The 25,783-nt window shown below is 71.0% G+C and carries 23 protein-coding genes; 10 read left to right on the top strand and 13 right to left on the bottom strand.

The features are described 5' to 3' along the window. From DQW85_RS02990 to DQW85_RS02980, 3 genes are all read right to left on the bottom strand, one after another. The coding region (locus DQW85_RS02990; RefSeq protein ID WP_162794679.1) for an N-6 DNA methylase at nucleotides 1-924 on the bottom strand (924 nt) is incomplete at its 3' end. 134 nt (nucleotides 925-1,058) lie between these two features. Further along, complete coding sequence (locus DQW85_RS02985) at nucleotides 1,059-2,093, bottom strand: hypothetical protein (protein ID WP_240196888.1); 1,035 nt, start codon at nucleotides 2,091-2,093, stop codon at nucleotides 1,059-1,061. A 19-nt stretch (nucleotides 2,094-2,112) separates the two neighbouring features. Next, nucleotides 2,113-2,688, bottom strand: a complete 576-nt coding sequence (locus tag DQW85_RS02980) for a hypothetical protein (RefSeq protein ID WP_240196887.1) — start codon at nucleotides 2,686-2,688, stop codon at nucleotides 2,113-2,115. 377 nt (nucleotides 2,689-3,065) lie between these two features. On the opposite strand from DQW85_RS02980, the gene DQW85_RS02975 reads away from it, so the two are divergent. Both DQW85_RS02975 and DQW85_RS02970 read left to right on the top strand, forming a co-directional pair. Beyond that, complete coding sequence (locus tag DQW85_RS02975; RefSeq protein WP_205314831.1) at nucleotides 3,066-3,617, top strand: hypothetical protein; 552 nt, start codon at nucleotides 3,066-3,068, stop codon at nucleotides 3,615-3,617. Between the two features lie 178 nt (nucleotides 3,618-3,795). Next, nucleotides 3,796-4,878: a Vgb family protein gene (locus DQW85_RS02970; RefSeq protein WP_113698887.1), complete on the top strand. Its 1,083-nt coding sequence runs from the start codon at nucleotides 3,796-3,798 to the stop codon at nucleotides 4,876-4,878. Nucleotides 4,879-4,964: 86 nt separating this feature from the next. Here the strand turns inward: DQW85_RS02970 and DQW85_RS02965 are convergent, their stop codons facing one another. Next, nucleotides 4,965-5,183, bottom strand: coding sequence for a hypothetical protein (locus DQW85_RS02965; protein WP_113698886.1), 219 nt, complete (start codon nucleotides 5,181-5,183; stop codon nucleotides 4,965-4,967). Between the two features lie 192 nt (nucleotides 5,184-5,375). Here DQW85_RS02965 and DQW85_RS02960 point away from each other — a divergent pair, with 192 nt between their 5' ends. Beyond that, nucleotides 5,376-5,915 carry a DUF308 domain-containing protein gene (locus DQW85_RS02960; RefSeq protein ID WP_113698885.1) on the top strand — a complete coding sequence of 180 codons (540 nt, stop codon included), beginning with the start codon at nucleotides 5,376-5,378 and terminating at the stop codon, nucleotides 5,913-5,915. A 247-nt stretch (nucleotides 5,916-6,162) separates the two neighbouring features. After that, on the top strand, nucleotides 6,163-8,409 hold the full coding sequence (locus tag DQW85_RS02955; protein WP_113698884.1) for a winged helix-turn-helix domain-containing protein: 2,247 nt from the start codon (nucleotides 6,163-6,165) through the stop codon (nucleotides 8,407-8,409). 58 nt (nucleotides 8,410-8,467) lie between these two features. Here the strand turns inward: DQW85_RS02955 and DQW85_RS46465 are convergent, their stop codons facing one another. Next, nucleotides 8,468-10,957: a winged helix-turn-helix domain-containing protein gene (locus tag DQW85_RS46465; RefSeq protein WP_113698883.1), complete on the bottom strand. Its 2,490-nt coding sequence runs from the start codon at nucleotides 10,955-10,957 to the stop codon at nucleotides 8,468-8,470. 552 nt (nucleotides 10,958-11,509) lie between these two features. On the opposite strand from DQW85_RS46465, the gene DQW85_RS02945 reads away from it, so the two are divergent. Continuing rightward, on the top strand, nucleotides 11,510-13,120 hold the full coding sequence (locus DQW85_RS02945) for a cation-translocating P-type ATPase (protein WP_113698882.1): 1,611 nt from the start codon (nucleotides 11,510-11,512) through the stop codon (nucleotides 13,118-13,120). A gap of 6 nt (nucleotides 13,121-13,126) precedes the next feature. On the opposite strand, the gene DQW85_RS44075 is transcribed toward DQW85_RS02945, so the two are convergent. Beyond that, nucleotides 13,127-13,276: a hypothetical protein gene (locus DQW85_RS44075; RefSeq protein ID WP_162794678.1), complete on the bottom strand. Its 150-nt coding sequence runs from the start codon at nucleotides 13,274-13,276 to the stop codon at nucleotides 13,127-13,129. Between the two features lie 206 nt (nucleotides 13,277-13,482). Between DQW85_RS44075 and DQW85_RS02940 the strand changes: the two genes are divergently transcribed. Further along, the gene (locus DQW85_RS02940) at nucleotides 13,483-15,390 is read left to right on the top strand and encodes a sulfatase-like hydrolase/transferase (RefSeq protein WP_113698881.1); all 1,908 of its coding nucleotides are present in this window, start codon (nucleotides 13,483-13,485) and stop codon (nucleotides 15,388-15,390) included. 205 nt (nucleotides 15,391-15,595) lie between these two features. On the opposite strand, the gene DQW85_RS02935 is transcribed toward DQW85_RS02940, so the two are convergent. Continuing rightward, nucleotides 15,596-16,024, bottom strand: a complete 429-nt coding sequence (locus DQW85_RS02935) for a DUF7144 family membrane protein (protein ID WP_113698880.1) — start codon at nucleotides 16,022-16,024, stop codon at nucleotides 15,596-15,598. 216 nt (nucleotides 16,025-16,240) lie between these two features. On the opposite strand from DQW85_RS02935, the gene DQW85_RS02930 reads away from it, so the two are divergent. After that, a complete protein-coding gene (locus tag DQW85_RS02930) occupies nucleotides 16,241-18,829 on the top strand; it encodes an MGH1-like glycoside hydrolase domain-containing protein (RefSeq protein ID WP_113698879.1) in 2,589 nt (862 codons plus the stop codon). Between the two features lie 21 nt (nucleotides 18,830-18,850). On the opposite strand, the gene DQW85_RS02925 is transcribed toward DQW85_RS02930, so the two are convergent. From DQW85_RS02925 to DQW85_RS02915, 3 genes are all read right to left on the bottom strand, one after another. Then, nucleotides 18,851-19,567: a hypothetical protein gene (locus DQW85_RS02925; protein WP_162794677.1), complete on the bottom strand. Its 717-nt coding sequence runs from the start codon at nucleotides 19,565-19,567 to the stop codon at nucleotides 18,851-18,853. Nucleotides 19,568-19,727: 160 nt separating this feature from the next. Then, nucleotides 19,728-20,165: a TIGR03618 family F420-dependent PPOX class oxidoreductase gene (locus tag DQW85_RS02920; protein WP_113698877.1), complete on the bottom strand. Its 438-nt coding sequence runs from the start codon at nucleotides 20,163-20,165 to the stop codon at nucleotides 19,728-19,730. A gap of 5 nt (nucleotides 20,166-20,170) precedes the next feature. Continuing rightward, the gene (locus DQW85_RS02915; protein WP_240196886.1) at nucleotides 20,171-20,824 is read right to left on the bottom strand and encodes an NAD(P)-dependent oxidoreductase; all 654 of its coding nucleotides are present in this window, start codon (nucleotides 20,822-20,824) and stop codon (nucleotides 20,171-20,173) included. Between the two features lie 97 nt (nucleotides 20,825-20,921). On the opposite strand from DQW85_RS02915, the gene DQW85_RS02910 reads away from it, so the two are divergent. Continuing rightward, complete coding sequence (locus DQW85_RS02910) at nucleotides 20,922-21,893, top strand: AraC family transcriptional regulator (RefSeq protein ID WP_113698876.1); 972 nt, start codon at nucleotides 20,922-20,924, stop codon at nucleotides 21,891-21,893. A gap of 193 nt (nucleotides 21,894-22,086) precedes the next feature. After that, entirely contained in the window at nucleotides 22,087-23,109 is a 1,023-nt protein-coding gene (locus DQW85_RS02905; RefSeq protein ID WP_162794676.1) for a M48 family metallopeptidase, read from the top strand. Nucleotides 23,110-23,223: 114 nt separating this feature from the next. Here the strand turns inward: DQW85_RS02905 and DQW85_RS45595 are convergent, their stop codons facing one another. From DQW85_RS45595 to DQW85_RS02890, 3 genes are all read right to left on the bottom strand, one after another. Next, nucleotides 23,224-23,472 (bottom strand): hypothetical protein, encoded by a 249-nt coding sequence (locus DQW85_RS45595; protein ID WP_205314829.1) that lies wholly within the window; start codon nucleotides 23,470-23,472, stop codon nucleotides 23,224-23,226. A gap of 278 nt (nucleotides 23,473-23,750) precedes the next feature. Further along, the gene (locus DQW85_RS02895) at nucleotides 23,751-24,200 is read right to left on the bottom strand and encodes a DoxX family protein (protein ID WP_205314828.1); all 450 of its coding nucleotides are present in this window, start codon (nucleotides 24,198-24,200) and stop codon (nucleotides 23,751-23,753) included. Nucleotides 24,201-24,611: 411 nt separating this feature from the next. After that, nucleotides 24,612-25,076, bottom strand: coding sequence for a carboxymuconolactone decarboxylase family protein (locus DQW85_RS02890; RefSeq protein ID WP_113698874.1), 465 nt, complete (start codon nucleotides 25,074-25,076; stop codon nucleotides 24,612-24,614). A 178-nt stretch (nucleotides 25,077-25,254) separates the two neighbouring features. Between DQW85_RS02890 and DQW85_RS02885 the strand changes: the two genes are divergently transcribed. Further along, a partial coding sequence (locus DQW85_RS02885; protein WP_162794675.1) for a sigma-70 family RNA polymerase sigma factor occupies nucleotides 25,255-25,783 on the top strand: 529 nt, incomplete at its 3' end.

Raw genomic sequence — 25,783 nt, 5'->3', positions numbered from 1 at the left:
CAGCGCGATCACGGCCTGGAGCGCGCCGGCCCGCAGCAGCCGGGAGCGGATCCGCCGCCCGGACCGCCGGCCGGCCGCCACCTGCGGCATGAGAACGGCCACCAGCCCGCCGGGCCTGACGTGGGCGAGGCAGTGCTGGACCCACGCGAGCTCGGGTTCGCCGCGCGGCGGCAGCCCGTACTCCCAGCGCGGATCGTGGGCCAGCTCCTCGTACCCCCACCCCCGTTCACCGAATGGCGGGTTGCAGACGACCACGTCGGCCTCGACACCGGGGAAGGCGTCCTGCCTCAGCGCGTGCCCGGGGCGCACCTCGGCCGCGCGTCCCCGCACGAGCAGCCGCGACAGCGCCAGCCGCACCGAGACCTCGTCCCGTTCCTGCCCCAGCACCCGGACGGCGGCGGACGCCTCCAACAGCAGCTCGCCGAACCCGCACGAGGGGTCGAGGACGGTCCCCGCCTTGCCGATCAGCCCCGCCACCAGCGTGGCCACCTCCCGCGACAGCGGCTGCACGCGCCGGGAGTGCGCGGCCAGGTAGCGCTCGTGCAGGAACTCGACGACCCACGCCTTCCCACGCTCGGCCACCAACCCCGTCACGGCGCCGAGCAGATCCCGCTCCATCCCGGGATCGCACCGGCCGGAGGCGACCTGCGCGGCCAGCGAGCCCACCAGGCCGGGCAGCCGCAGGTCGTCGGCGGCGTTCCTGATGACCTGCCACGTCAGCTCGTCCACGGGCAACTCCCCGAGCTTGCCCCGCTTCCGCAGCCACGCCTCGACCTCGGCCAGGGAGTAGAGCGGGTTCGCGGCTGTCCCGCCGACGGGCCGGGGAAAGTCCGCGAACCTGCGCCGCCAGTTGCTCACGGCCGCCCTGCCGACGCCCGCCAGCCGCGCGATGTCCCCTGACACCACTGTCGCGTCCTCGTTCAACGCAGTCTCCAACACGTTCTCGCGCCCAGTCCGGCATGTGCCCGGCCCCCTGAGGCAGATGACAAGTGTGGGCATCGAACCCTAAGGCATCGGAAAACACCCGCGTACGCGAGTCGGCGAATCTGTCGTCACGATCACTCGCCGGAGACGAGAGCCTCCCGGTCCCCGGACCTCCGCCGGCGTGCCCTGACACGGCGTACGAGGAGGAGGATCACCACGGCCGCGACGGCGATCAGCGCGGCGAACGCGAGTCCCAGCCCGAGAGGGGAGTCAAGGGACGCGGGCACGCCCAGCACGCCGGGCCTGGCGGGGAAGGTCAGCGTGCCGGTGGCCGAGCGCTCGACCTGGCCGCTGTGCAGGGTGAGCCGGAACTTCCACGGCCCGCCGGGAAGGTCCTGGCCGAGGACCGCGACGACCTGGCCTTGGTCGCCGGGAGCCAGGGTCGTCCCGCTGTCGATCCGGAACGGGCCGGCGCTCAGCGAGCTCGGGCCCTCGGACAGCGACACCTGCCCGTCCAGGTCGAGGGCGCGCCGGCCGGTGTTGGTGATGGCCGCCACGATCTTCGGCTGCCCGTCCGCGGTCCGCTGCGGGACGATCTCGCCGATCCGGAAGTCCGAGGGCGGCTCACCGCCGGGTCCCACGTCGAGATACGTGCGGATCCCCACCCGGTTGACGAGCGCGACGTTGCCCTCGGGGCCGGGTCCGGGAGAGGACACCTGTGCCCAGATGACGGCGTACCGCTCTCCCCTGCTGGCCGACTCGGGCACGGCGATGGTGGCCTTCACCGTGGCCTGGCCGTGCGGTTCGAGGTCGAGCTCGGCGCGGTCGAGCGTGATCCACGAGCTCAGCTCGTTCGAGACGCCGGCAGGCGCGAAGGTGAAGCTGCCCTTGCCGATGGAGGCGGCGCCCGGGTAGAGCTCCGCCCGCACCGGGCGCTTCGAGCTGCTGACGACCTCGAAGCGCCTGGTGATCGTGGTGCCGGGGTTGACGTGGTCGACGATGAAGCGGTGCGCGCGCGGGTCGTCGACGCGGCTGGCCGGGATCTCGGCCAGCCTGATGCCGATGGCTCCCTGGCCGGCCGCGTCCTTGTCCCTCGCGGCTGGGGCCACCCCCGCTGCGACCGTTCCGTGCAGCAGCGGGAGGAGGATCGCGAGCAACGCGACCGGCACCACGCGAAGGAGGTGCGGGCTAGGCAACGGAGTGGCTCACCGTGCCGGTGTAGGTGCCCGCCACGGCCTGCGCGGGGACGTCGATCACGATGGTCGGGTTCCAGGTGGCGGCGTTGTTGCCGGATCCCGTGGTCTTGCTGAACGCGGTGCGTACCTGGTCGAGCACCACCGCGGACGCGGCGTTCGCCTGGCCGGGCACGAAGGTGCCGGTGCCGGTGGTGGCCGTCGCCGGGCCCGACCAGTAGTTGACCTCCGAGTCCGGCACGGTCTCGGCGGCCGTGCCGCCACCCGTGGTGAAGTCGGTGGCCGACACCGCCGCCACCCAGGTGGCCGTCAGCGCGGCTCGCTCGTCGGTCACGGTGACCGAGCCGAGCTGCCCGCTGATCGTGCTGCCCGGCGCGCCGCTGCCCACGCTGATCGGGCCATCGGGCACGGTGATCTCCAACCCTGGCCCCGCGGTGACCGTGAAGGTCACCGTCGTGGAACACGTCGTCGACGCGGCACACGTGTCCGCCACGGACGGCGCTGCCGCCACCGTGGCGACCACCACGGCGCCGACCCCCGCCCACAGGGCACCGAAACGGCTCTTGAACACTGCCGATCCCTCCATAGAAGCGCGCCCTGATCCGGGGCCGTCCGTTACGTGGTCACATCGTGCGGGACGCGCAGCGGGCGCGGAGGGACTCCACGCGGCATCTGAGCATTCTTTGCCATGATCTGCCAGCCCTTGATCAATCGTCCCGGGATCCACCGATTTCAGCGCGGGGCACGATCGACGCCGCTCAAGAGGTGCCCGCGCACAGAAGGCGGGGCACTCGAAACTCGTTTGGCGGCGAATTTACCGTCCACGAAACGCCATCCGGCAATGTGGCTCACCACTCGTGACCTAAGCTGCCATCGGCCTTTTCCAACCCCGCCGACCGGACACGCCGTGCGCGTTCCCATTCACGAGAGGCTGCGAGGAGTCGCAACGTGAGGAAAGCGACGGCAACACCCCCCGCGCTGATGGCGTCGATCGCCCTGACGCTCGGGCTCGGCGCCCACCCCGCCTGGGCCGGCGCCCGGACGGCGGCCCATTCGACAGTCGTGTTCCGCGCCCATCCGCTGGAGATCACCGTTCCCAACTCGGCGAACCTGGGCAGCGGGCCCCGGGGAGGCACGATCAGCGCCTCTCTCGGCACGGTCACCGTGGGTGACAACCGGACGGGAAACCGCACGTGGATAACGACCGTGTCGGCCACCAACTTCACCACCGGCTCGCAGTCGTCGCTGGAGACCATCCCGAAGTCCAACGTCGCCTACTGGTCCGGCCCGGTCACCGCCCAGTCGGGCGGCGGCGTCCGCACTCCCGGCCAGCCCACCGCGGCGCAGCGGGTCTCCCTGTCGACGTCGGCCACCGCGTTCAGAGCGTCGAAGGGGCCCGCCATCGCCTCCACGACCTGGCAGCCGACGCTGGTCATCACGATCCCGGCCGCGGTCGTCTCGGGCGTCTACACCGGCACCGTCACCCACTCGGTCGCCTGACGGGCCGGCGCTTTGCCGCGCCGGACCGCTGAATTGGCGGACTCGTGACGCGCCACGAGGCCGGAGGCCGGGGGCGATCAGGGGCGTTGACGAGATATTCGGAACGGCGGGCCCGCGCTCTTTCCGCTCGACCTGGAAGGTTGTCATGCCTCACCGTTCTCGATTCATCGGGATTCCCATGGCCGTCGCGGCTCTGGTCCTCGCGGCGGGACTGCCCGCGTCGGCGTCCGCCCCACCGGATCGCCCGCATCACGCGCGCCCCTGGGTGAAGCTCTGCCTGACCCTCAAGCGCATGCCGGGGCACCGGCACATCCGGTGCAACTACCCGCCCACGCCCCGGCGCGAGCGCGCCGCCATGCGCCTGGCGGAGGCGCGGCGCACGCCGACGATCAACGAGATCTCCATACCGACCAGCCCGTCCACTCCGGTCGGCATCACGGCGGGCCCCGACGGCAACATGTGGTTCACCGAGAACTACGCCAACAAGATCGGCAAGGTCACCACGGGCGGCGTGTTCACCGAATACTCGTTGCCGACCGCCGACTCCCAGCCGGCGCACATCGTCACCGGGCCGGACGGCGCCCTCTGGTTCACCGAGGCGACCAACAACAAGATCGGCAAGATCACGACCTCGGGCACGATCACCGAGTACTCGCTCCCGACCTCGAACGCGTACCCCTGGGGGATCACCGTCGGACCTGACGACAACCTGTGGTTCACCGAGATCGACGCGAACAAGATCGGCAAGATCACGACCTCGGGCACGATCACCGAGTACTCGCTGCCGACCTCGAACGCTTATCCCGCCCTGATCACCGCGGGCCCGGACGGCAACCTGTGGTTCACCCAGTCCCTGGCCGCGGGCGTAGCCAAGATCACGACCGGCGGGTCGATCACCGAGTACACCGCCCCCAGCCAGGACGCGATGCCCATCGGCATCACCACGGGAGCCGACGGCAATCTCTGGTACGCCGACGGCGCCGGCCGGATCAGCTCGGTGACCACCTCCGGCACCTTCAGCGAGTACGCGGTCACCGACTCCAACAGCTTCCCGTGGGGCATCACGCTCGGCCCGGACGACAACGTCTGGGCCGCCCTGCAGGTCAGCGGCGACATCGCCAGCGCCACCACGTCCGGCACCATCAGCGAGTACGCGCTCCCGACCAGCAACTCCGGCCCGTTCCAGCTCGCGGTCGGCCCGGACGACAACCTCTGGGTCACGGAGGACTACATCGACCAGCTGGCCGTCGTGACCCCCTGACCTGACACCCTGACCTGACCGCCGACCGAACGATCGCCCGGCAACGGCCGGCAGCCCAGCCTAGGCTGCCGGCCTTCTCCGTTCGCTCATCGGTCCCAGGTCCCGGGCTCGCCCTCCAGGTCCGCGATGATCCGCGCCCAGACGACCGGGTTGACCCACACGCCCGCGTCATGCGCGCCGGTGACGGCCGGGCCGGCGTGGCGCGTGCGCCGGGGGTGGCGGTGCGTACGCCAGGGGTTGACGACGCACCAGTACAGCCACCAGAACACGGCGCCGGCCACGATCAGTGCGACGAGAAATCCCACCGCGCCTCCCCCTTCCTTCCATGTCGGGCGTTGGAAGTATTCGCGCCGCGCACGGGCATGGATATCACCCGCGAGGGATGAGAGCGCGCGAGAGGTGGCCGGAGATCCCCTCACTCACCCCTGAGGGATGATGCCCCCGCCCTTCTCGCTCGGTGATCTGTCCATGACCACAGGCGACGGAAGGAGTGCCCAATGCCGACTGGGGCACGGCGGACATCAGGTAGCGCGGCCATCGCGATCAAGGGTCTGGTCACGCTGCTCGTGGGGGTGGCCGTCCTGGCCCAGCCTCCCGTGACGGTCGGCGCCCTGGCGGCGCTGGTCGGACTCCTGTCACTCGTCATGGGCACGCTCGACATCGCACGGTCGATCCTGGCGCGGGCCAGCGTCGCCGAGGTGCGCCTGCTGTTCGCGTTGCTGGGGCTGCTGCTGATCGGCGTCGGCGTCCTCGCGCTGGGCGACCAGCTGCGCACGGCCGAGGTGCTGGCCATCATGTTCGGCCTGACCTGGCTGCTCACCGGCGTGATCGAGCTCGTCGATCTCCTCACAGGGCTGCCGCGGGGCGGGCGGGGGCGGGAGCTCGCCCTGGCGATCGTCACCGCCCTCGCGGGCATCACCGCGCTCATCCCACCTGCGCCGTCCCTGGCCGCGCTCACCGTGATGGAGGGCCTCTGGCTGATCGCGTGGGGCTGCTTGAGGGCCCGATTCGCCTCTATGTCCCCTTCCGTTGCCTAGAGGAAACGATGAGATATCGACAAATGGCATATCGATATTCGATTGTTCCGTGCCTAACCCGCTCGATTGACGCCCCCGATCTGGTCAGCGAGACTCCTTCTCGACGATCATCAACGTGGGTGGAGTGACGATGCGCAGGTGGATCCGCGAGACATTGCGCAAGAAAAATGTGCGGATTCCCCCTGACCCAGCCATTTACTTCCCTATAGAGGTCAAGACTCAGGCTCCCGAGCCGCGGCCCGATTGGGTGCGCCGCCCGGCCCTGATCCGGGCCCTGACCGCCGCCCGTGACGCCCGGCTGGTCCTCGTTTCCGCACCCGCCGGGTTCGGAAAGACGGCGATCGTCTCCGCGTGGTGCTCCGCCCCCGAGGAGACCCGGCCGTTCGCCTGGGCGTCACTGGACGAGACCGACAACGACCCCGCCTCCTTATGGCTGACGATCGTGGCCGCGCTCGACGCCGTGATCCCCGGCCTGGACGGTCACCGGCTCGATCTGACGCACCCCGACATCGAGGGTGTCCTCCTGCCTCGCCTGCTCAACGCTATCGCCGCGCAGCACGAGTACTCGGTGCTCGTGCTCGACGACGTCCACGTGGTCCAGGACAAGGCGTGCCACCGCCAGATCGAGGCCTTCGTCGACCGCCTTCCGCCGACGGTCCAGCTCGTCGTGATCAGCCGGACCGTGCCACCGCTGCCGCTCACGCGCTACCGGGCCGCGGGCGACATCCTCGAACTGCGGATGCGCGACCTCCGCTTCACGGTCGAGGAGGCCACCCGGTTGGTCGGCCAGATCGCCGGAGTCCGCCTGCACGACGCCGACGTGCACGACCTCGTCGGCCGCACGGAGGGCTGGCCCGCCGCCATCTCGCTCGCGGCGGGCGCCGTGCGGGGGGCCGCCGATCCGGCGGCGTTCATCGCCGACTTCACCGGCACGCACCGCCTCGTCCTCGACTACCTGTCCGAGGAGGTGCTGCGGTGGGTGCCCGACGGCACGCGGCGCTTCCTGACCCGTACGTCCGTGCTGGACGCCTTCACCGCGCCGCTGTGCGACGACGTGGCCGGCACCTCGAACGGCGCGGAGCTGCTGGAGGACCTCGACCGTGCCAACCTCTTCCTGGTCCCGCTGGACGACCACCGGCGCTGGTACCGATTCCACCGGCTCTTCGGCGAGGCGCTCCGCGGCGAGCTGGCCCGCACCGAGCCGGACATCGTCCCGGTGCTGCATCTGCGGGCGAGCGGCTGGCTCTCCGACCACAGCCTGATCGACGAGGCCATCGCGCACGCCCTGGCCGCCGAGCACATCGACCTGGCCGCGGACCTGTTCACCTCCCGCTGGGGGGAGTACGTCGACGCCGGCCGGCTGATGGGCGTGCGCAACTGGATGGACCTGATCGGCGTGCAGCGCATCGGCAGCGATCCGCGCACGGCCGTGTGCGCCGCCTGGGTGGCCGGCCTGTCCGGGGACCGTCCAGGGGCCCGGCAGTGGCTGGAGGTGGCGGAGAACCTCCCGTACGACGGGCCGCTCCCCGACGGCTCGCCCTCGGTGCGGTTCGCGCTGTCCATGGTCCGCGCGTTCTTCGGGTTCGACGGCGTGCCGGAGATGGTCCACGCCGCAGAGGCGGCCGCCGAGCTGGAGCCCGACCCGCTGGCGCCGTGGTACGCGGGCGCCCGCTTCGCCCTCGGCTACTGCCGCTACCTCACGGGCGATCTGCAGGGCGCGGTCCAGCCCCTGGAAGAGGCCGCGCAGAACACCACCACCGCGCCGACCTTCCGCACCCTCGCCGTCTCGGCCCTGTCGCTCACGCTCGGCAGGCTCGGCCGGACGGCGCAGGCGGCCCAGCTCGCCAGGACGGCCTACGCGCTGGTGGAGACCAGGGGCCTGCCCGAATCGGCGACCTCCGTGCTGGCCGACACCGCATGGGGCGCCGCGCTCGCCCAGGAAGGCCGCCACGAGGACGCCCGCCGGATACTCGAGCTCGCGCTCAACGTCCGCCTCACGGTCGTCGGCCTCACGCCATGGCCGACCCTGAACCTGCTGATCATTCTGGTGGAGAACGCGCTCGACTCCGGCGACGAACCGGCCGCGCGTGCCTTCTTCGGCCAGGCGCGCGACATCGTGGCGACCGAGCACGACTGCGGGGAGCACATCCGCGCGAGGCTGTCCCAGCTCAGGACGCGGCTGCCGGACGCCCTGCCCGCGGGCGGCCTGCCCGAGCCACTGACGGAGCGCGAGCAGGCCGTGCTGAGATTGCTGCGCGGCGACTCGTCGCTGCCGGACGCCCTGCCCGCGGGCGGCCTGCCCGAGCCACTGACGGAGCGCGAGCAGGCCGTGCTGAGATTGCTGCGCGGCGACTCGTCGCTGCGCGAGATCGGCCACCAGCTGTTCGTCTCCCCGAACACCGTCAAGACGCACACCCGCAGCATCTACCGCAAGCTGGGCGCGACGTCCCGCGAACACGCGGTCCGCCGCGCCCGTGAGCTGGGCCTGCTGTAGCAGGAGGTCGCACCGCGAGGTTCCGGCTCGTGGCGGTTCCCCGCTGGTGGGGCCGTGGTCAGAGCAGGCGCAGGTGGTGCGCCCGCCGCACGGCCTCGCCGCGACGGGTGACAGCCAGCTTCTGGTAGATGCTCTTGAGGTGGGTCTTGACGGTGTTCACCGACACGTACATCTCCATCGCGATCTCCTTGGTCGTCAGCATCCTGGCCAGGTGGCGTAGCACGTCGAGCTCGCGCGCGCTCAGCCGGCCGAAGACCGCCGGCTCGTCCGCTCCTCCCGGCTCCTCCGCCCCACCCTGGTGGCGCATCAGGCTCACCGGCCTGCCCAGCAGCGGGTCGATGAACCTGCGGTGCGGCCTGAGCAGCTCGGCGTCCCTGCGCAGCAGCGGCCGAAGCCACCGGCTGGCCATCGTGAACGGCAGCCGGACGTGCTCCCGCTCGCCGAGCCGCAGCGCGCGGTCCAGCGAGCGGCGGCCTCGCGACCGATCGTCCATCCGGTACGCGAGGAAGGCGTCGAGCAGCCAAGCCTCCACCCTGACGTCGACGGGGACGGCGGTGGACTCCGTGAGGGCGGACCGCAGCATGCGGGAGGCGGTCTCCACCTCACCCCTGCCCAGCTCTCCGCGCGCCAGGGCCAGCGCCGAGTCCGTCGAACCGGTGCCGCCGGCCTGGTGGGCGACCTCGATCGCGGCCAGCGGCACGTCACCTGCCGAGTACGCCTCCGCGGCCACGAGCCGCATCCTGCGATCCAGCCAGGGCATGCCGGCGGCGTGCTCCCTCGCGTCGTCCAGGATCCGCAGCGCCTCGCCGGCGTCGCCCTCGGCGACGCGGGCACGGGCCGCGACCAGCCCGCGCAGGGCCGACATCACGACGTCAGGGCACTCGTGCAGGGCACGGGCCGCCCTGTCCAGTTCGAGCCGTACCTTGTCGAACCGGTACCCCTCCAGCGCCACCCACGCGTGGGCCACGTGCACCGCGGCCACCCGGCGACCGCCGGGGCGGGTGGACACCTCGGGCAGCTGGACCGCCCTGGCGACCAGATCGGTCACCTGCCTGAACCTGCCGTTCAGCGCCTCGGTGACGGCGAGTGCGCCCAGGCAGCGGCGCCGCTGGTAGTCACCGCCGTCTTCGGCGCCCGGCAGCGCCGCCTGGAAGGCGGCGCTCGCCTCGCTCAGCCGGCCCGCCGCCAGGTCGGCGCGGCCCCGCGCGTAGCGCAGCAACGCCTCCACCTCCGGCCAGTCGTCGAGCGCTCCGCTGGGGAAACGCTCCAGCAACCGCTCCACGTCCCCGATCAGCGAGCGCGCCGCCTCGGCAGGGAGCTGGGCGGGACGGGCGAGCCTGATCAGCGCCGCCGCCAGCCGCACGGGCAGCGCCTGATCGTCCGGCACGTTCCCGAGCAGGCGGTCGGCGTGTCCCAGGTACCGTTCGCAGATGTCGTCGTGCCCCCGTGCGAGCGCCACGGCGGCCGTCACCAGCGCGGGCTCCGGCTCGGCGAGGAGCGAGGGCGCCCCGCCGGAGACGTGGTCCGCTATCCGCTCCATGAGACCGGCCAGCGGCTCCTCCCGCGCCGACAGCCCGAGGACCTGGCCGAGCGCGAGCCCGTCGACGACGAGCCACGACGCGTGCGACCAGTCCTCGGCCCGCACCGCGTGGTGCACGGCGTCGGCCAGGTGCGCCCGGCGGCTGAACCACGCCGACGCGCGCAGGTGCGACTGCACCGCGGCGCCGGCGCTCTCCTGCCGGTGGATCAGGTTCAGCGCGTCCCCGAACACCCGGTGGTAGCGGTACCAGCCGTGCCCCAGCGGCAGCACGAAGGCGTTCTGCCGCAGCAGCGCGGGGAAGCGCCGCGCCGCCTCCGTCCCGGCCAGCTCGGCCGCGAGCTCCGCGTCGAACCTCTCGGCGATGCTCGTGGCCAGCAACAGCCGGCGCAGGTCGGCGGGCTGGGGGTCGAGCACTTCTTCGGCGACGTAGCCGACCACGGCGGGATCGTCGCCGGCGAAACGCCTGGCGAACGCGTCGGGGTCGGGCAGCCGCTCCATCGTCATGGCGGCCAGCCGCAGCCCGGCCGCCCATCCTTCGGTCCGTTCCAGCAGCGAACGTACGGACTGGGCGGAGAGCGACACCCCGTGCTGGGCGAGGAGTGTCAGGATGTCGCGCTCGCCGAAGGCCAGATCGTCGCCGCGGATCTCAGTGAGCTCGCCGCTGAGCCGCAAGCGGCGCAGGGGCAGCGGCGGATCCCCGCGCGCGGTCAGGATGACCCGCAGCGCGGGGAACGCCGCCCTGGCCAGCCGGGCGACCTCGGCGCCCAGCTCGCATCCCGGCTCGGGCTGGAAGTCGTCGAGCACGAGCACGACCGGCGGCTCGCGGCCGGTCAGAGCCGCGGCCAGCTCCGAGCCGAAGACCCGTTCCGCCCCGCGAACCGGGCGGCACACGTCGTCGGCGCCGGCGCGCGCCAGAGCCTCGGCCACGAGCGGCCAGAACCGCTCCGGCACGAGGTCGGCACGCTCCAGCGAGACCCAGGCCACCGGTCCCGGGGGCTTGCCGGACATGACCCACGACGACACGCTGGTGGTCTTTCCCGCGCCTGGTGGTCCGGTGACCACGGTGAGGGGGCGGCGGGTTCCCCTGTTGAGACGTTCCAGTAGCCGAGTACGTGGGGTCACCGACTCCCCGCGTACCGGGACACTGATCTTCGCGACAGGGATTGGCAGGGGTTCGGGCGGTCGCTCGCGAACGGCGACCAAAGAGTTAGTTAACCGACCGGACATGACCCATCCTTCCCGTCTTTCGGGTGTGAATCGGGCCCTCGCCACGCTCGTTCTCCCATCGGGAAGGGTGAGGACACATCATCCTCCTGGCGCATCTCACCCGGGTGAGGCGTGAGTGACGGGGTCACCCCGAAGGTGTGAAGCACGGTGCCTGAGGGACGGCGCAGCATCGTCTCCCCGACCGGGGCCCCGTACCCAGACCTCCAGGAGGCCGCAGTGACCAGCGGAAACCACCAAGCGCCGGGCTCGCCTCCGCCTGTGAGGTCATCGTGACGGTCGTGGCGCACGTCAAAAGAGACCAACGACCCGTCGCCAGCACCCCAGGGGCCGTCGATGCGCAGGAGTAGCCCGTCGCGCGAACCGCTGCTCTTGGCGATGTTCGCTCCGGGCGCGCTGGCGCTCTGGTACGGCGACGTCGCCATCGCGGCGGCGATCTCGGCCGTGGCCGGCGCGCGGCTCCTCCTCACGTGCGCCATTCAGGCGAGAGCCGAGCGCGCGCTCGCCGCGATGGGGCTTGCGGGCCTCGCCCACATGCCGCTGGCGCGCACCATGGACCTGATCCGTCAAGCGGTGCTCCTGACGGTCATCGCGGTCACGGCCGCCCTCGTCGCGGTCGGCGCGTACCGGGGGCTGCCGGCGGACTTCCGGCGCACCGTCGTGGTCTCGCTCGTGGTCGGAGCCGCGCCGTTGGAGCTGCCGGCCGTGACGAGGGCGCTGCTGGCCAGAGCCGCCGGCCGGATGGGCAGGCGCGGGGTCATCCTGCTGCGCCTGAGCGCCGTCGAGACGCTGGCCGCCTCCACGGTCGTCTGCACGCACAGAACCGGCCTGCTCACCCAGAATCGCGCCATCGTCACCTCGGTGGTGGCCGACGGGCAGGCGTACGAGACGAGCGGCGCGGACAGTCCCGAGGGCGGCATCAGCTCGGCGGGCAGGCCGGTGTCACTGGGAGACAACGCGGCCCTGGACGAATGCCTGAGAGCGGGGGTCGCCTGCAACGACGCGATCGTGCCGGAGGACGGCCCGTGGCTGATCATCGGCGATCCGCGGGAGGGCGCGCTGCTGACCAGCGCCGCCAAGCTTGGACTGGGCAAGGCCCCGCGCCGCGTGGCCACCCTGCCGTTCACCGCCCACCGGCGTTTCATGGCGACGCTGCACCGCCAGGACGACCACGAACCGGGAACGGTCTACGTCAAGGGCGCGGTGGAACGCGTGCTGTACCTCTGCCGCAACCAGCTCGACCGCGACGGGACCACCCGGCGGGTGGATCGCACGAGCGTGCTGGCCGTGGCGCGGTCCCTGGAGCGGCGCGGGCTCGACGTGCTGGCCTTCGCCGCCGCGCGGGTGGCCCCGCAGCTGAGCACGCTGGCGGACGCGGCCCTTCCCGAGCTCACCTTCCTGGGCCTGCAGGCGGTGCACGATCCGATCCGGCGCGACGCCGTCGACGCCGTACGCGCCTGCCGGGAGGCGGGCGTGGAGGTGAAGCTGCTCACCGGGATGGAGGCCGGCGTGGCGGGGCCGGGCGCGGCCTGGGTGGGGCTGACCCGCGCGCCGATCGTGACCGGCGCGCAACTGGCGGCCTGCTCCCCCGCCCGTCTTCCCGCCGCGGTGAACGAGGCGACGGTCTTCGCCGGCCTGCGCCCGGAGGAGACGTACGGGCTGGTTCGGACGCTCCAGAGTCTCGGCCACGTCGTCACCCTGGCGGGTGGCAGCGACGAGATCACAGCCGCGCGGTTCCAGGCCGACACGGGCGTCAGCACCCGCGACGGCGACGAGAGCGCCGACGTGCTCCTCCGCGGCGGCGGCCTGGCATCGGTGGCGGCCGCGATCGGAGAGGCGCGCGGCGCTCTGCGGCTGATCACCAGGACGGTCGCCGCGACGTTCTTCGCGTGCGTGTCGGCCGCCGCGATCGTCATCGCCTTCGGCGGGCAGTGCGGGCTCGGCTGAACGCCGTCAGCGGAAGGCGGGCTCCACTGCCGTCACGCGCGCCCACAGCCTGCCGGTGAACACGAAGATCCCGGCGAACAGCGCGACGCCAACGGCCCACCCGCCGACCGGCTGGTCCAGCGGTTCCCGGGCGCTCGCGGAGACCTGCTCTGACATCGGCTTCTCCTGTCGGTACGGCTGGTACGAGACACGAAGAAGGATCGGCCCCGAGGCGGTGGGGCGTATCACCCGGAGCGGATGAGACTCCGCCCGGCGCCGGTCGGGGCCGGCCACTCCCCCGCGACGGGTGAGGCCCGGGGCAGGGCACGCGAGGTTCTCTGAGACCCCAGATCCGCTTCGCGAAACGGTTCCGGAGGGCCCAGATGCCGAAGACCGACGCTCCACTGCCGAACGTGCTCGTCGTCCTCATCGACGACATGGGCTTCGGCGCGTCATCGGTGTACGGCGGCCCCTGCGGCATGCCCGCGGCCGAACGCCTCGCGTACGGGGGGCTGCTGTACACCCGCTTCCATCCTGCGGCCACGGGCTCGTCCACCCGGCAGGCTCTGCTCACCGGCCGCGACCAGCCCTCGGCGGCCACGTACCACGCGGGGCACCGCCCCGACACGACCGCCACCATCGCGCGGATGCTCAAGCATCACGGCTACGCCACCGCCGCGTTCGGCAAGATGCCGCAGCGGCCGAAGACGTCGGAGCCGTACGAGGGCTGGCCGACCGGCGACGGCTTCGAGAAGTTCTACGGCTTCGTCGGCGGCGAGACCAGCCAGTGGGAGCCGACCCTGTTCGACGGCGTCAGGCCCGTTCTCGAGCCGGGACGCCCCGAGACCCGCTACCACCTGTCGGAGGACCTCGCGGGCCAGGCCGTCCAGTGGATCCGGACGCAGCAGGCGCGCTCCCCCGGCACCCCCTTCTTCGTCTACCTCTCCTTCGGCGCCACGCAGGCGCCGCACCACGTGCCGTGGAGATGGCGGGAGCGGTACCGCGGGCGCTTCGAGGACGGCTGGGACGCGCAGTCGCAACGCACGCTGCGGCGGCAGAAGGCGCTCGGCCTCGTCCCCGCGCACGTCAAGCTGCCGCCCCGGCCCGACGGCGTCCCCCGCTGGGGCGAGCTGACCATGCCGTCGAGACGGCTCGCCGTCGCGCTGATGGAGAACTACGCGGGCTTCGCCTCCCACACCGACCGGCAGGCGGGCCGGGTCGTGGACGCCCTCCACCTGCTCGGCGCGCTCGGCAACACGATGATCTTCTACGTCCTGGGTGACAGGGGCAACCCCGAGGCGGGCCGGCCCGAGGGCACGGTCAACGACTTCCTCGGACGCAACGGCATGCCCGCCCCCACGCGCGACGCGCTCGCCCGGATCGACGAGATCGGCGGGCCGGAGTCCTACCCGAACTATCCGGCCGGCTGGGCGGCGGCGATGGGCACGCCCTTCGCGCGGCGCACCGGCCTGATCGTGCACTGGCCGGACGGCATCGGCAGGCGCCGCGAGCTGCGCCACCAATGGCAGCACTGCGCCGACATCGTCCCCACCATCCTCGACGCGGCCGGACTCCCCGAGCCCCGCACCCTGGACGGCGTGGCACAGCAGCCCATCCAGGGCGTCAGCATGTGCCACACGTTCGATGCCCCCGACGCGCCCGCCCGGCGCGTCCCACGAGAGACGCGCGGGGCCCGGCTCTCGTGGCCGTCCGCCGGCCGGCTCGCCCGCCGTTCCTCGATGGTCTTCCACGGCGGCGCGAGGCGGCTGCCGCACGGCGGCGTTCCCGACGTCAAGAACACCTCGCACGCGATCACCGCGCACATCGAGGTGGGCGCGGACGGCGGCGGGGGCGTGATCGCGGCGCAGGGCGGCAGGTTCGGCGGCTGGGCCCTGTACGTGGTGTCCGGCCTGGTCGTCTACTGCTACAACCTCTCCGGCCGCGAGCGCACCCATCTCCACGCCCCGTCGCCGCTCCCGTCCGGACGGCATCACGTCCGGTTCGAGTTCGCCTACGACGGCGGCGGTCGTGGCACGGGCGGCACCGGCACGCTGGCCATCGACGGCGTCGAGGTCGCCGCGGGCCGCATCGAGGCCACGGTGCCGTCGCAGTTCTCCAGCGACCAGATGCTCGGCATCGGCCTGGACAGCGGATCTCCCGTCAGCGACGAGTACGCCACCCTGCCCCGAGCCTTCACCGGCACGATCCACTCGCTACGGATCGAGGTCGGCCTGGACCACCACCGCTCGGGGGAACGAGCCACACACCGCCGGAAGGCGGCTCGGCGATAGGGGCGCCGGGACGTGTGGTCCCGAGGCTCCGGCCCGCGCAGGAGGGGAGCGGGCCGGAGCCTCGCACTTCTCCGGGAGCCTCTTCCGGGAGCCATTTCCGGGCACCTCTTCCGGGCACGCACACGAGCAGGTCCTCACCCCCACAGTGAGGACCTGCTCTTCGGTGTGGCACCGGGTTGTGTGGGTTCGTCGGTCAGTCGGTCAGTCAGTCCCCCAATCCCGCCTCGTGGGCCTCCGGCCTGCCGTAGACGCAGAGAGCCCAGATGACGAACACATCGAGGGCGATGATCACCATCGCCCAGAGCGGGTAGTACGGGATGAAGAAGAAATTGGCGATCGCGCTGAGCACCGCCGCGGCGATCCCGACGATGCGCGCCCACAGCCGGCCGGACATCACGCCCCATCCGGCGATGCCGACGACGACGCCGAGGACCAGATGGGTCCAGCCCCAGGCGGTCACATCGACCGCGTAGACGTAGTTGGGCGTGGGAACGTAGAACGTGTCCCGGATGACGGCCGCGAGCCCTTCGAGCGCCTCGAAGAACCCCACGATCATCATCATGATGGCGGCGAACAGCGCCAACCCCAGGCTCCAGTCCTTGCGCTGCTGGTTCGCATGGGTTCTGGTCGTCATGTGACCCCTCTATTCGATCGGATGCGGCTCCGGCGGGACGACTCAAGGACATCCGGTCGTGGGCCAGGGCCTCATCACCCGGCGAGGGTGATGGGACCCTAGCTCGTCCGTTGGGACGGTTGCCGTGACCGACTCACGTCGACGGCAAGGACATCGGATGATGAGCAGCAGTCCCCGGCACGACAGCGCACCCGTGCGCGAGGAGGACCGCGCGTCGTGAACGCCGAGCGAGAGCGGCTGCGCGGATCCCCCGCCCCCGACGCGCCGTGGCGCCGATGGGGGCCGTACCTCGGCGAACGCCAATGGGGCACGGTCCGCGAGGACTACGGCGACTCCGGCGACGCCTGGAGCTCCTTCCCGCACGATCACGCCCGGTCGCGGGCGTACCGGTGGGGCGAGGACGGCCTCGGCGGCGTCAGCGACGACAAGCAGCGGCTGTGCCTGTCGCTGGCCCTGTGGAACGGCCGCGATCCGATACTGAAGGAACGGCCGTTCGGGCTGACCAACGGCGAGGGCGACCACGGCGAGGACGTCAAGGACTACTTCTTCTACCTGGACAACACGCCGACCCACTCCTACATGCGGTTCCTGTACAAGTACCCGCAGGCAGAGTTCCCGTACTCGGGACTCGCCAGCGCCAACCAGGCCCGTGACAGGCACGCCTTCGAGTACGAGCTCCTCGACACGGGCGTCTTCGACGACGAGCGCTACTTCGACGTGTTCGTCGAGTACGCCAAGGCCGCCCCCGACGACCTGCTGGTGCTGGTGACGGTGGCCAACCGCGGGCCGGAGGAGGCCACCATCCACGTCCTGCCGACGCTGTGGTTCCGCAACACCTGGTCGTGGGCCGACGGCACCGACAAACCGGCCATGCGGGCATGCGATCCCGGAGTCATCGTGGCCGACCACCAGGAACTCGGGACGTACCACCTGTATTGCGAGGCCGGGACCCCGCTGCTCTTCACCGAGAACGAGACCGACAACCAGCGGGTGTTCGGCCTCCCGAACGCCTCGCCGTACGTCAAGGACGGCATCGGCCGCCACGTCGTCGACGGGGACGCCCACGCGGTGAACCCGGCCCGCACCGGCACCAAGGCCGCGGCACACCACGTGCTGGCCGTCCCGGTCGGCGGCGAGGCGACCGTGCGGGTCAGGCTCAGCGGACGCGACGCCAGGCCAGGGGGGCGCGACCCGCTCGGACGAGGCTTCGACGAGGTGCTGCGCGAGCGGCAGGCCGAGGCGGACGCCTTCTACGCCGACCTCACCCCGGCGGGCACGACGGACGGCGAGGCGCAGGTGCTGCGCCAGGCCCTGTCAGGGCTGCTGTGGAGCAAGCAGTTCTCCTGGCTCGGCATGGACGCCCACGACGTGATCCTCATGCCCGGCAAGTGGGAGTATCCATGGTTCGCCGCCTGGGACCTGGCCTTCCACGCGGTCGCGCTCGCCGTCGTGGACCTCGAACTCGCCAAGCACCAGGTGGAGCTGCTGCTCGGCGACCGGTATCTGCACCCCAACGGTCAGATCCCCGCCTACGAGTGGGACTTCAGCGACGTCAACCCTCCCGTTCACGCCTGGGCCGCCTACTTCATCTACAACCTGGAGAGCCGGCTCACGGGCCGCTCCGACCTCGACTTCCTGGAGCGCGTCTTCCAGAAGCTGCTGCTGAACTTCATCTGGTGGATCAACCGCAAGGACACCGAGGGCCGCAACGTGTTCCAGGGCGGCTTCCTCGGGCTGGACAACATCGGCGTGTTCGACCGCGGCGCCCCGCTCCCCACCGGCGGGTCGCTGGACCGGGCCGACGGCACCGCCTGGATGGCGTTCTACGCCCAGACCATGCTGCAGCTCACCGTCCAGCTCTCCCAGCGCGATCCCATCTACGAGGATCTGGCGGTCAAGTTCGCCGGGCACTTCCTGTGGATCTCCGCCTCCATCGACCGGGTGGGTGACGTCAAGGACGAGATGTGGGACGAGACCGACGGCTTCTTCTACGACGTTCTGCGCTTCCCGGACGGGAAGGCCACCCGGCTGACCGTGCGCTCCATCGTGGGCCTGCTGCCGCTCTGCGCCTCCACGGTCTTCGAGCCGCGGACCGGGGAGTCACGGTTGATCAGGAAGATCCAGGAGTTCGCCCGGAGGCACTCCGGCCTCGCCGACGGCATGTCCGCCGCCGGGCAGCCCGGTGCCGGAGGCCGCCGCCTGCTGTCGCTGCTCGACGAGGGCAAGCTGACCCGCGTGCTGTCGCGCATGCTCGACGAGTCGGAGTTCCTCAGCCCGTACGGCGTCCGGTCGCTGTCGCGCCACCACGCCGACCACCCGTACGAGTTCTGGGTGAACGGGCAGGCGTACCAGGTGCTCTACCTGCCGGCCGAGTCCGACAGCGGCATGTCCGGCGGCAACTCCAACTGGCGGGGGCCCATCTGGTTCCCGATGAACGCGCTCATCATCCGGGCGCTGCTGCACCTGTACGCGTTCTACGGCGACGAGTTCACCGTCGAGTGCCCGACCGGCTCCGGCCGCCACATGACCTTGTACGAGGTGGCGGAGGAGATCGCCAGCAGGCTCACCCGGATCTTCCTGCCCGACGCGAACGGGCGGCGGCCGGTCTCCGGAGGACAGCGGGCCTTCCACGACGATCCGCACTGGCACGACCTCATCGAGTTCCACGAGTACTTCCACGGGGACACCGGGGCCGGCATCGGCGCCGGGCACCAGACGGGATGGACCGCCATCGTCGCCGTCTTCATGATCTTGTTCGGAAGCCTGTCAGCCGCCGACTTCCGCGCCGACGACCCTGACCGGTGAAACCGCCCGTGACCTACGGGGTCACGGAACGGCGGGCACCGCTCCCTCCACCGCTCCCTCCACCGAGAGCCCTTTCCCGCGCAGGAAGTGCGACGTCTGGGCGGTGGCGTCGATCATCTCCTCCGGTGAGATCCTGGTCGAGAACTCCAGCAGCCGCGGGTCGTCCGGATAGTTCCACAACTCGAGAGCGAGCCTGCGCTTCAGCTCCGCGGGCTCCAGCCCCAGCTCAAGCACCGTGACCGGCCCGATGGCCGACAACCCGTCGAGGGCCACCCACGGGGGCGCGTACTCGACGAAGAACTCCTGCTGCCGCCAGGTGAACAGCGTGTGCAACGGCTGCTCCCCCAGCACCGCCGCCCTGATCTGCTCGTTCCGCGTACGCCTCCTGATCGCCCCCGAGCACACGTACCCGCCGGGCATCGTCTCGATGCCGAGATCGGCGTCGGCCGGCATGCTGCCGGGGGCGGTCGACCTGAGCTTCATCATCGAGTCGCCCTGCATGCCCTCGCTCTGGCTGCTTCGCGCGCAGATCATCAGGCCGAGCCGGTCGAGAGCCAGCTCAGGGGTGTCGAAGAAGTAGACCTGGCGGATCTCCGCGTCGAACGGATCGACCTCCAGCGTCGATATCGCCGGCTGCCGACGCACGTCGCACACGGCGAGCCTGAGCTCCACGCTGTCCGCACCCTTGACCAGTCCGAACAGCTCGCTGAGCATCGGCCCACGCGCGCCTGTCCTCATCGAGGCACCCCCTTGCCCGAAAACGAGTGAGTCGCTCTGAGCCAGGCTGCTCACGTCGCGGCATCCCTGTATCACCCACCGTGGGCGAAGGGTCGCGCCACGGAACGTGGCCGGCGCTCGTCAGCGCTCGTCAGCGCTCGTCAGCGCTCGTCAGCGCTCGTCAGCCCGGGGCCGACCACGGCCCGAGGCCGCCGATACGCTCAGGAGTTATCCGTACGATGACCGCCGTACCCGAGCCGCGATTGGGCATGGGATAGCGCTCGGTGCCGAGATAGCGGCGGGCGAGATCGTCCATCAGCTCGGTGTAGCGCTCCGGGATCCCGGGTCCCTCGACGCTCGCGCGCCCGGTGACGGTGAGGTGCTGCACAAGGCCGATGGCGTGGTCGCGATCATCCTGGACCAGCACGGTGACCCGCGGATCGCGGCGCAGGTTGGCGACCTTGCGGCGGCGCTCCTCGGCGCCGAACACGAGGTCGTCGCCCTCGACGCGCATCCACACCAGCGACGCCTGCGGCGAGCCGTCGGGATTGGCGGTGACCACGGTGGCATGTGCGGAGCCCTCGAAGAGCCGCCGCGCCTCCTTCGGAATGCCGGTCATCGCGCTCACCAGGCCACGGTGAAGCGCTGACCGACATGCTGCGGCCGCTCCACCTCGTCCAGCAGCGCGACGGCGTAGTCCTCGGTGCTGATGGCGCTGACGCCCGCGTCGTCGGTGACGAGGTCGTCCCCTCCGGTGCGGTACCGGCCGGTGCGATCCCCCGGTGTGATGGTGGCGGCCGGGCTCAGCACGGTCCACGCGACGTCGTCCACACCGCGCAGGTACGCCAGGGCGTCCCCGTGCGCGTGCATGATCTCCAGCAGGAACTCGGGCAGCCCGGGGGTGTCCCAGATCTGCCCGCCGCCCGCCGTGCGGAGGCTGCCCGCGCCGTTGACCACGACGAGCCGCGGCGCGCCCGGCTGCAGCGTCCGCAGTCCCGCGACGAGGCTCCGCGCGGCGGGCTCGATGAGCGCCTGGTGGCCGGGGCCGTCACCGCCGCCGACCGCACTGATCACGACGTCCTGATCCTTCGTGTACCGGACGACGTCCTCGGCGTTGAGGACGTCACCGGCCACGACGTTCAGGCTGGAGTCATCGCGGGTCAGCCGGTTGACGTCGCGGACGACCGCGGTGACGGTGTGTCCCCGGCGCAACGCCTCGTCGAGAATGCGAACACCGATCGTGCCGGAGGCGCCGAACAGGGTGATGCGGGCCATCATCTTGCTCCTCTGGTTAGTTCTTTGGTTAGTTTCAGCCATGCACCTCGGACGCTACGGTGGTGAACGCAGGACGTGAAAGGTAAGTGACGGACCCACCATGGTGAGAAAACGACAGCCGGACATCCCTGACGTCGGCTACGCCAACCCGGACGGCACGGCCTTGGGGATCGAGGTGACCACGCTCGAGTCGCTCTGGCGACGCGCGGCGCCGGGCCGGCACCTGGTGGGCCCTCAGCGACCGTCGTTCCACCTGCTGTTCCTCGTGACCGCCGGCACGGGCACGCACACCGTCGACTTCGTCGGCCATCCACTACGCCCCGGCAGCCTGCTGTGGGTCCGGCCGGGGCAGGTGCAGCAGTTCGACACGGCGTTCCGGTTGCGCGGCCCGCTGTTGCTCTTCCAACCGGACTTCCCGCCACCTGGGACGGCCGCCGACGACCCTTTCGGTCCGGCCGTGTGGCAACTCACCGCCCGGCAGCACCCGCTGGTCGAGGCTGCCCTGCGCCACCTCGCCGAGGAGTACGCGGGGCTGCCCCGCTCGTGGACCGCCGGCCACGCCGCACTACTGGCCCACCTGCTCGGCGCACTGCTGCACCGCCTCACCCTGCCCGACCTGCTGTCGGCCGGTGTGTCGGCCGGTGTGTCGGCCGGTGTGTCGGCCGGTGTGTCGGCCGGTGTGTCGGCCGGACACGCGCCCGGGTCGTCGCTCCAGGAGGTCTTCGTCCGGTTCCGCGCCGCGGTGGAACGCGACTTCGCCAGCAGCCGACGGGTCGACGACTACGCCCGTACGCTGGGGTACTCGACGCGGACCCTCGCACGCGCCACGGTCGCGGCGACCGGCCTGAGCCCGAAGACCTTCCTCGACCGGCGAGTAGTGCTTGAGGCGAAGCGCCTGCTGGCCCACACCGACCTGCCCGCGGCACGCGTCGGCCACCGGCTGGGCTTCCCCGACGCGACCAACTTCCTCAAGTACTTCCACCTCCGCACCGGCACGACTCCAGGCGAGTTCCGTCGGCGCCTCACCGACACCGGCGCCTCGCGACAACCGCGGGCCACAGGCGCCGAGTGACGTCCGCGCTCAGGGGTGTGGATAGGGGCACAGGCGCGCTGACCCCGACCTGACCTTGACCACCTCTCGGAGTCCTGGCACCTTGTTCGCCATGCCCGCTGATCTACCAGCCGAATTACCCCGCGGGCCGCAGGAGTCTCCGCGATCTCCGAGTCCGTCGGACCCTGTCCAGCCACGCCGAGCAGCGGGCCACGTGTCCAGAACCACCAGCTATCTCCTCGCCTTCGTCATCCACCTCCTGGCACCGGCTTTCCTGGTCACCGGCATATACCTGGTCACCAGCCAGAACATCGTCGACTTCCTGTTCGGCCTGGTGACCCTGGACTTTGCCTGGGTGGCGCGTCCCCGCCCCACCCCTTTCCCCGCCTCCGCCGTACCCCTCACCCGCTCCGACGCCCCACACCTGTACGCCCTCGTCGACCGTGTCGGCGTCGAGTTGGGGGCGCCCCGCACAGACCTGATCGCCATCAGCGGCGAAGTCAACGCCTCGTTCAGTACCTACGGCTGGCGACGCAGCCGCCTGGTGGAGATCGGCTACCCGCTCTGGCTGATCCTCAGTCCGCAGGAACGCGTCGCCCTCCTGGCCCACGAGATGGCCCACTCCAGCAACGGCGACGCCAGACACGGCCTCGTCGTCGGCAGCGCCCTGCACACCCTCGACGAACTCCGTGTGGTCACCAGCTTCACCTGGCAACCCGGTGACGGCATGTCCGCCCTGATCACCGCGTGCCTCCACGCCATCCTGGGCGTCCCCGTCCGCGCCCTGACCTTCCTGCTGGAACTCCTGCTGCACCACTCCTCCCAGCACGCCGAATACCGTGCCGACGAGATGCAGGCCCAGGTAGCCGGCTCCACAGCCGCCGCCTCGCTCCTGGACGTCCTGATCACCCGGGCCCCCTCCGTCGGCAGCTTCCTCAGATCCAGCGCCGTGGCTGTCGGCACCGGGAACCTGTGGACGGCCCTGCGGTCCCACACGGACGCCATCTCCGATGCCGAACTCGAACGACACCGCGAGGCCGCCCGCGTCGAGCAGACACGAGTCGACACGACCCACCCGCCGACGCACCTGCGCATGCAACGCGTACTGGCACTGCCGTACCCGGAGCCCCGGGTGCCCGCACCGAGAATGGAGCAGATCGAGGCGGAACTCGACAAGGCGGCCGTACGTGTGGCGCGGAGTCTGCGAGAGGACGCCCAGTCCGCCCTCTACCGGTAAGCCCGACCTGGGACTCCAGGCCGTCCCGCAGCGGCGAGCGCCCGGCGACGGCGCCCATCACGGCGTGCGGCATTCTCCATTCACAGGACCTCGCCGTTCACAGGACCCCGCCGTTCACAGGAACTCGCCGTTCACAGGAACTCGCCGCGCGCGGAGCACCGCGTGGCCGCGCTGCGACTCGGGGAAACGGTCGAGCATGGCGCGCAGTTCGGCTGCGTCGACGTTCGCGCCGAACGGCTCCGTTCCCGGCTCCATGCGCATGCCCTCGGCGAGCGGGCCGGCGGCCACCGGGTCGAAGCCGAGCGCGTCCACGATCGAGGCGACGACCTCGACGCCGTCCGGGTCGTCGCCGGCGATGGCCATCGCCGGCGACCGGTAGCGCCGGCGGGACGGGCACCGTCCTCAAGGTCGTGGTAGCCCATGTGGTTGAAGGCCTTGACGACCCGGGCGTGGGGCAGGAACGCCTGGACGATCTCGCTGGAGGACGTACGCGGGTCGGTGAGGTCGTCGCGCACCCCGTCGACCTCCCACCAGTAGTTCATCGCGGTTCATGCTGCCCGGCACGACGTCGGCGCGGTGGTAGGAGCCGGTGTAAAGCTCGCCAGCGGGCACGGGGACCTCGGTGTCGGCCTTGCGGCCTGTCAAGGACTCAGGTTGCGACGGGCGGGCATGCGTGAGGTGACCGCCGCGCGTGGGCGGAACAGGTCCCGCCAGTCTGCGGGCCAGGTGGCGAGGGCGATGATCGCCATGATGATCAGGTGGGTGGGGGCGGAGATGCTCTCGTAGATCGGGTCGTGGTTGACGATGTGCGTGGTGACCGCGCCGGTCAGGACCAGTACCAGGGTTGAGGAGCCCAGGAACTTGCAGCGTTTGTCCGGCAACGCGAGCAGGATCGCGCAGACCAGCTCGATGGTGCCGACCGCGAAGCGGGCGTAGGGCGGATACCCCCATTCGGCGAACTTGATCGAGTACGCTGGGCCGAAGAAGGTCGGACCCGGCCAGTACTTGGTCACCGCGCCGAGGATGAATTCCAGGGCGAGGACCCAGAAGAACAGCGTCAGCAGTCGCCGCGGCCAGACGCGGCTGGACATGATGGACATGGTGGACTGGTCGTCTCCCTTGTGGTTGGGTGCAGGTGGAGTCAGGCGGGCTGGATCAGGCCGATGGCGTTGCCGTCGTTGTCCTTGAGTGAGGCGACCAGCTTGCCGTCGCCGACGTCCTTGATGTCCTGAGCGGCTCGGCTCCGACCTCGGCGAGCGCGGCGACGGTGGCCCCTTGATGTCGGCCACGTGCCAGTAGGCGACCGAGCCGGTCATTCTCTCGCCGGCCTGACCGGGCCGTTGGCTGGGCGGGTGCCAGCAATGCGGTCGCTGCTTTGTGGACCGCATCCGCCACCGGCGTATGACGGGTTCATCGCGATCAGCGATGAACCGGCCATTGTTGAGTAGATCGGGCGGGGATGCCGACCCGGCGGGACATCGGTTCCTGGTACATGGGGTGGGTCAGCCCCAGGTCTGGCCGGCGGGTTCTTTGATGGTGACGTTGAGGCGGTTGAACATGTTGGTGACGGCGATGTTGAGGATGATGGCCGACAGTTGCTTCTCGTCGTAGTGGTCGGCCACGGCGTCCCACAGTTCGTCCGGCACCGCGTCACCGGAGCGGTCGGCCACGTTCCGGGTCATCGCCTCGGCCAGCGCGAGCGCGGCTCGTTCGGCGTCGGTGTAGAACGGGGCCTCCTGCCAGGCGGCCACGTTGCCGATGCGCTCGTCGCTCTCCCCGGCCTTCTTCAGGTTCTGCACATGGGAGTACACGCAAGCGCTGCACCCGTTGATCTGGCTGGCGCGCAGCGCGGTCAGCTCCAGCACCTCCTGGGACGCCCCGGCCGAGTAGACGCCCTTGAGCATGGTCTGGATCCCCTTGAGGCCGTCGGGCAGCACGTAGGCCGGGTTCTTCATGCGAGCCTTCATCACTGTTCTCCTTCTCGAAGACGCCGGGGCGCTTGCCTCGGCCCTGCCGGTGGTCGGTCATCTCACTGACCCGCCTCCCGCGCCGGATGTGACAGACCACGCGAGGGTGGATCTGTGTCACATCGGCTTGGTTCGGCGGGTCAGTGAGATGACACGGTGCGAGAGGAGAATGTGACCGGTGAACGAAGATGAGTTTTTGGCGGCGCGGTTCGAGGAGCACCGGCGCCGCCTGCGCGCGGTGGCCTTGCGGGTGCTGGGCTCGGCGAGCGAGGCCGATGATGCCGTGCAGGAGGCGTGGCTGCGGCTCAGCCGCACCGACACCGCCGAGGTGGACAACCTTGCCGGGTGGCTCACCGCGGTGGTAGCGCGGGTGTCGCTGAACATGTTGCGCTCCCGCGGTACCCGTCGCGAGGACCCTTGGGACAGCCACCGGACCGTCCAAGCCACCGCCCGCCAGGACAGCGCCGACCCCGAGCTCCAGGCGGAGCTGGCCGACTCGGTCGGCCTGGCGCTGCTGGTGGTCCTGGACACGCTGAACCCCGCCGAACGGCTGGCCTTCGTGCTGCACGACATGTTCGCGGTGCCGTTCGAGGAGATCGCCCCGATCGTGGAGCGCACGCCGGCCGCCGCCCGCCAGCTCGCCAGCCGCGCCCGCCGCCGAGTGCAGGGAGCCTCAGCGGCCGGCGAACCCGACGTCGCCCGCCACC

Origin of the sequence: Nonomuraea lactucae, assembly GCF_003313395.1 — a bacterium.
Taxonomy (GTDB): Bacteria; Actinomycetota; Actinomycetes; order Streptosporangiales; family Streptosporangiaceae; genus Nonomuraea; species Nonomuraea lactucae.
The sequence above is the reverse complement of the archived record's forward strand: the minus strand, read 5'-3'. Positions and strand labels throughout refer to the sequence as shown.